The sequence below is a fragment of the Streptococcus sp. GMD1S genome (assembly GCF_000296875.1).
GTDB lineage: Bacteria > Bacillota > Bacilli > Lactobacillales > Streptococcaceae > Streptococcus.
In genome coordinates, this window is the sequence record NZ_AJQY01000057.1 from 1 (window position 1) to 5676 (window position 5676).

Below are 5676 nucleotides of genomic sequence, written 5' to 3' on the forward strand. Positions count from 1 at the left end.
CCAGAAGAATTTTCGATGTCAGCCGTTGACATGTCCATGATTGACCATATTCCAGATATGATCGAAAACGGTGTAGACAGTCTCAAGATTGAAGGTCGTATGAAGTCGATCCACTATGTTTCAACTGTGACCAACTGTTACAAGGCGGCTGTAGATGCTTATCTCGAAAGTCCCGAGAAATTTGAAGCCATCAAACAGGACTTGGTAGACGAGATGTGGAAGGTTGCCCAACGTGAATTGGCAACAGGTTTCTACTACGGTACACCGTCTGAAAACGAACAGTTGTTTGGCGCTCGTCGTAAAATTCCTGAATACAAGTTTGTCGCTGAAGTGGTTTCGTATGATGATGCGACTCAAACGGCAACCATTCGTCAACGGAATGTTATCAATGAAGGAGACCAAGTTGAGTTTTACGGACCAGGTTTCCGACATTTTGAAACTTATATCGAAGATCTTCATGATGCCAAGGGCAATAAAATAGACCGTGCTCCAAATCCAATGGAACTCTTGACAATCAAGGTTCCACAACCTGTTCAAGCAGGGGATATGGTCCGCGCTCTCAAGGAAGGGCTCATCAACCTCTATAAGGAAGACGGGACAAGTGTTACAGTTCGTGCCTAGATAAGGAAAAGGGAATGATACAAGCTCAAGGTTTATTGGTAGATGATGAAAGCAGATGTGTTCATTATCATAGTGAAAAGGATATTGTTTCACTCCAATGTTATGAATGCAAAAAATACTACGCATGCTATCAGTGTCACAATACTATGGAGACACATGTTTTTTCTCCCTATCCCTTGGCGCTTTTTGAGGATCGACCAATCTTATGTGGGGGTTGTAAGAGGACAATGACTTTCCAAGAATACCAAAAACAGATGGCTTGTCCTTACTGCAGTGCACCATTTAATCCAGGTTGTAAACAACACTATTCCTACTATTTTAAATAAAATGAATCGATCCAAGTTCTTAACTTGGATTTTTCAGTTTGTTTCAGAAAATAGAGTAAAATCAAGAAAAATTCGCAATCTAAAATGGAAAAACTTTCTATAGAATGGGGTAAAAACAGCAAAAATAGAAATAAATCATATGAAACGCTTTCAACGTAAGTAAAAAGTTGACAAATCAAAATTTTAGGACTAAACTAAGTAAGTAAATTTTAAATAAAAGGAGAATTCATCATGAATTTAACATTTTTCGGTCTTTGTCTTGCCTGTATGGGTGTATCTCTTGCAGAAGGTATGTTGATGAACGGTTTGTTCAAATCAGCAGCTCGCCAACCAGACATCATCCCACAATTGCGTAGTTTGATGATCATGGGGATTGCCTTTATCGAAGGAACATTCTTTGTAACCTTGGCGATGTCATTTGTCATTAAATAGACAACTCTATTTAGAAATGGAGGTGTCAAACCATGGAAGAAAGTTTGAATCCAACCGTTAATATTGGACCAATATCCTTTGATTTGACCCTGCTTGCCATGTCTCTTGTAACTGTTTTGATGGTTTTTGCCTTTGTCTACTGGGCAAGTCGTAAAATGACCATCCGTCCAAAGGGCAAACAAAATGCTCTTGAGATGATTTACGACTTTGTGATTGGTTTTACCAAACCAAACATTGGAGAATCATACATCAAGGATTATTCCTTATTTCTGTTTTCTCTATTTCTGTTTATCTTGGTTGCCAATAATATCGGCTTAATGGCAAAAGTACAAACAACAAACGGTTATAACTTGTGGACTTCCCCAACAGCCAACCTTGGATACGATTTATCCCTATCATTCTTGATCACTTTGATCGCCCATGTAGAAGGAGTTCGTCGTAGAGGCGTTAAAGAATATTTGAGAGCATTTGTTACACCTGGCTTTATGACTCCGATGAACATTTTAGAAGAGTTCACCAATTTTGCTTCCTTGGCGATTCGGATCTACGGAAATATTTTTGCCGGTGAGGTCTTAGCTGGATTGCTATTAGCCTTGTCACAAAATGCTTTGTATTGGTATCCTTTTGCCTTTATCGCAAACATGTTATGGACAGCCTTTTCAATTTTCATTTCATGTATTCAGGCTTATGTATTTACCATGTTGTCATCTATGTACATTGGTAAAAAAATAAATGAAGGGGAAGAGTAAGTAGAGGAGGATTAGAAGATGGATTTAACTATTAGTACCATTATCGGTGACTTTATTCTTATCGCTGGTTCCTTCCTTTTATTGATCTTTTTAGTGAAAAAATATGCTTGGGGAAATATTTCCAGCATCTTGGATGAACGTGCTGAAAAGATTTCTTCAGATATTGATGGTGCCGAGGAAGCCCGTAAAAAGGCTGAGGAACTAGCTAACAAACGTGAAGCTGAGTTAGCAGGTAGCCGTACCGAAGCTAAAACGATTATCGAGAATGCAAAGGGAACTGCTGAGAAAAGTAAAGCCGATATTTTAGCCGAAGCTAAACTTGAAGCAGGGCGCTTAAAAGAAAAAGCCAACCAAGAAATTGCGCAAAATAAAGCTGAAGCTTTACAAAGTGTTAAGGGCGAGGTGGCAGATTTGACAGTTAGTCTAGCTGGGAAAATCATCTCACAAAACCTTGACAGTCATGCCCATAAGGAACTCATTGATCAGTATATCGATCAGCTAGGAGAAGCCTAATGGACAAGAAAACAGCAAAGGTAATTGAAAAATACAGCATGCCTTTTGTCCAATTAGTGATTGAAAAAGGAGAAGAGGACCGGATTTTTTCAGACTTGGATCAAATCAAGCAAGTCGCAGAAGAAGCGGGCTTACCCTCTTTTTTAGCTCAGGTGGCAGTTGATGAGTCAGATAAGGAAAAAACAGTTCGTTTCTTTCAAGACTCTGTGTCACCTTTAATGCAAAACTTTATTCAAGTTCTGGTTTACAATCACAGAGCAAATCTTTTTTATGAAGTAATTGCAGATTGTTTGAATCGCCTTGAAAAAGAGACCAATCGTTTTGTTGTCACGATTTCTTCAGCCCATCCTTTAACAGATGAACAGAAGGAACGTCTGCTCCCATTGATAGAGAAAAAAATGTCTCTGAAAGTGCGGAGCGTCAAAGAACAAATTGATGAAGGACTCATTGGTGGTTTTGTCATTTTTGCTAATCACAAGACAATTGACGTGAGTATTAAACAACAACTTCGAGTTGTTAAAGAAAATTTGAAATAGAAAGTGGTGTTCTTTTGGCAATTAACGCACAAGAAATCAGCGCTTTAATTAAGCAACAAATTGAAAATTTCAAACCCAATTTTGATGTATCTGAAACAGGTGTTGTAACCTATATCGGGGACGGAATTGCGCGTGCTCACGGCCTTGAAAATGCCATGAGTGGAGAGCTGTTGATTTTTGAAAACGGCTCTTATGGGATGGCGCAAAACTTGGAGTCTACAGACGTTGGGATTATCATTCTTGGAGACTTTACAGATATTCGTGAAGGTGATACCATTCGCCGTACAGGTAAAATCATGGAAGTACCTGTGGGGGACAGCCTAATCGGACGTGTTGTCGACCCACTTGGTCGTCCAGTTGATGGTCTTGGTGACATCCATACTGACAAAACTCGTCCAGTAGAAGCGCCAGCTCCTGGTGTTATGCAACGTAAGTCTGTATCAGAACCATTACAAACAGGTTTGAAAGCTATTGACGCCCTTGTACCGATTGGTCGTGGTCAACGTGAGTTGATTATCGGTGACCGTCAGACAGGGAAAACAACCATTGCGATTGATACGATCCTGAACCAAAAAGGTCAAGATATGATCTGTATCTACGTAGCGATTGGACAAAAAGAATCAACTGTCCGTACACAAGTAGAAACACTTCGCCAGTATGGTGCCTTGGACTATACAATCGTTGTGACAGCCTCTGCTTCACAACCATCTCCATTGCTCTTCCTAGCTCCTTATGCCGGAGTTGCTATGGCGGAAGAATTTATGTACCAAGGCAAGCATGTTTTGATTGTTTACGATGATCTTTCAAAACAAGCGGTCGCTTATCGTGAACTTTCCCTCTTGCTTCGTCGTCCACCAGGTCGTGAAGCCTTCCCAGGGGATGTTTTCTACCTTCACAGCCGTTTGCTTGAGCGCTCAGCTAAAGTTTCTGATGAACTTGGTGGTGGATCTATTACAGCCCTACCATTTATCGAGACACAAGCGGGAGATATCTCTGCCTATATCGCAACCAACGTGATTTCTATCACTGACGGACAAATCTTCCTTGGTGATGGTCTCTTCAATGCGGGTATTCGTCCAGCCATCGATGCGGGTTCATCTGTATCCCGTGTAGGTGGTTCTGCACAAATCAAAGCCATGAAGAAAGTAGCTGGTACACTTCGTATCGACCTTGCTTCATACCGTGAGTTGGAAGCCTTCACTAAGTTTGGTTCTGACTTGGATGCAGCAACACAGGCTAAGTTAAACCGTGGACGTCGTACTGTGGAAGTATTGAAACAACCTGTTCATAAACCACTACCTGTTGAGAAACAAGTAACCATTCTCTATGCTTTGACACATGGTTTCTTGGATACGATTCCAGTAGATGACATTGTTCGTTTTGAGGAAGAGTTCCATACTTTCTTTGATGCTCATTATCCAGAGATTTTGGGAACCATTCGTGAAACAAAAGACTTGCCAGATGAAGCAGTCTTGGATGCTGCGATTACAGAGTTTCTCAATCAATCCAGCTTCCAATAAGAATAGAGGTGTCAGATGGCAGTATCTCTAAATGATATTAAAACAAAAATCGCCTCAACCAAAAATACGAGTCAAATCACTAATGCCATGCAAATGGTATCGGCTGCCAAGTTAGGTCGCTCTGAAGAAGCAGCGCGCAACTTTCAAGTTTACGCTCAGAAGGTCCGTAAGCTTTTGACGGATATTCTGCATGGTAACGGATCTGGTGGTTCAACCAATCCGATGCTCATCAGTCGCCCAGTTAAGAAAACAGGCTATATCGTTATCACTTCAGACCGTGGCTTGGTTGGAGGTTATAATGCTTCCATCCTTAAAGCCGTTATGGAGTTGAAAGAAGAATACCATCCAGATGGTAAAGATTTTGAGATAATCTGTATCGGTGGTATGGGAGCTGATTTCTTTAAGGCTCGAGGTATTCAGCCAATCTATGAACTACGTGGCTTGGCAGATCAGCCTAGTTTTGATGAAGTTCGTAAAATTATTTCAAAAACGATTGAGATGTACCAAAACGAACTTTTTGATGAATTATACGTCTGCTACAACCATCATGTCAATACTCTCACAAGTCAAATGCGTGTGGAACAAATGCTTCCGATTGTTGACTTGGATCCAAATGAAGCGGATGAAGAGTATAGCTTGACATTTGAGTTGGAAACGAGCCGTGATGAGATTCTAGAGCAATTGTTGCCACAGTATGCTGAAAGTATGATTTACGGGGCTATTATCGATGCCAAGACAGCTGAAAATGCTGCAGGTATGACAGCCATGCAAACGGCGACCGATAATGCCAAAAAGGTCATCAATGATTTGACAATCCAGTATAACCGTGCTAGACAGGCGGCGATTACACAAGAAATTACAGAAATCGTAGCGGGGGCTAGTGCCTTAGAATAAGGCTTTGCCTCCCTCGTATTAAAATGAACTTATACTCAATGAAAATCAAAGAGCAAACTAGGAAGCTAGCCGCAGGCTGTACTTG

General features: G+C 40.8%; 8 protein-coding genes. All 8 read left to right on the forward strand.

Features of this window, described 5'->3' with window-relative positions; translation table 11 throughout:
- Positions 1 to 621: U32 family peptidase C-terminal domain-containing protein (locus GMD1S_RS06395; RefSeq protein ID WP_000296570.1), on the forward strand; the 621-nt coding region annotated here is incomplete at its 5' end.
- 14 nt (positions 622 to 635) lie between these two features.
- Positions 636 to 947: a CHY zinc finger protein gene (locus GMD1S_RS11750; RefSeq protein ID WP_008279616.1), complete on the forward strand. Its 312-nt coding sequence runs from the start codon at positions 636 to 638 to the stop codon at positions 945 to 947.
- A gap of 231 nt (positions 948 to 1178) precedes the next feature.
- Positions 1179 to 1379, forward strand: a complete 201-nt coding sequence (locus GMD1S_RS06405) for a F0F1 ATP synthase subunit C (RefSeq protein WP_001054554.1) — start codon at positions 1179 to 1181, stop codon at positions 1377 to 1379.
- 32 nt (positions 1380 to 1411) lie between these two features.
- Positions 1412 to 2128, forward strand: a complete 717-nt coding sequence (gene atpB / locus GMD1S_RS06410; protein WP_000392938.1) for a F0F1 ATP synthase subunit A — start codon at positions 1412 to 1414, stop codon at positions 2126 to 2128.
- A gap of 18 nt (positions 2129 to 2146) precedes the next feature.
- Positions 2147 to 2641 carry a F0F1 ATP synthase subunit B gene (gene atpF / locus GMD1S_RS06415; RefSeq protein WP_000366309.1) on the forward strand — a complete coding sequence of 165 codons (495 nt, stop codon included), beginning with the start codon at positions 2147 to 2149 and terminating at the stop codon, positions 2639 to 2641.
- Positions 2641 to 3177 carry a F0F1 ATP synthase subunit delta gene (locus GMD1S_RS06420; RefSeq protein WP_000358981.1) on the forward strand — a complete coding sequence of 179 codons (537 nt, stop codon included), beginning with the start codon at positions 2641 to 2643 and terminating at the stop codon, positions 3175 to 3177. The genes atpF and GMD1S_RS06420 overlap by 1 nt, the downstream gene beginning before the upstream one ends.
- 14 nt (positions 3178 to 3191) lie before the next feature.
- Positions 3192 to 4697, forward strand: a complete 1506-nt coding sequence (gene atpA / locus GMD1S_RS06425) for a F0F1 ATP synthase subunit alpha (protein WP_000996618.1) — start codon at positions 3192 to 3194, stop codon at positions 4695 to 4697.
- 15 nt (positions 4698 to 4712) lie between these two features.
- The gene (locus tag GMD1S_RS06430; RefSeq protein WP_000301228.1) at positions 4713 to 5591 is read left to right on the forward strand and encodes a F0F1 ATP synthase subunit gamma; all 879 of its coding nucleotides are present in this window, start codon (positions 4713 to 4715) and stop codon (positions 5589 to 5591) included.
- The last annotated feature ends 85 nt before the right edge of the window (positions 5592 to 5676 follow it).

What these genes read in the sequence shown, in the direction of transcription:
- GMD1S_RS11750 (WP_008279616.1), top strand. Translation starts at nt 636, where the DNA reads ATGATACAAGCTCAAGGTTTATTGGTAGATGATGAAAGCAGATGTGTT.
- GMD1S_RS06405 (WP_001054554.1), top strand. Translation starts at nt 1,179, where the DNA reads ATGAATTTAACATTTTTCGGTCTTTGTCTTGCCTGTATGGGTGTATCT.
- atpB (WP_000392938.1), top strand. Translation starts at nt 1,412, where the DNA reads ATGGAAGAAAGTTTGAATCCAACCGTTAATATTGGACCAATATCCTTT.
- atpF (WP_000366309.1), top strand. Translation starts at nt 2,147, where the DNA reads ATGGATTTAACTATTAGTACCATTATCGGTGACTTTATTCTTATCGCT.
- GMD1S_RS06420 (WP_000358981.1), top strand. Translation starts at nt 2,641, where the DNA reads ATGGACAAGAAAACAGCAAAGGTAATTGAAAAATACAGCATGCCTTTT.
- GMD1S_RS06430 (WP_000301228.1), top strand. Translation starts at nt 4,713, where the DNA reads ATGGCAGTATCTCTAAATGATATTAAAACAAAAATCGCCTCAACCAAA.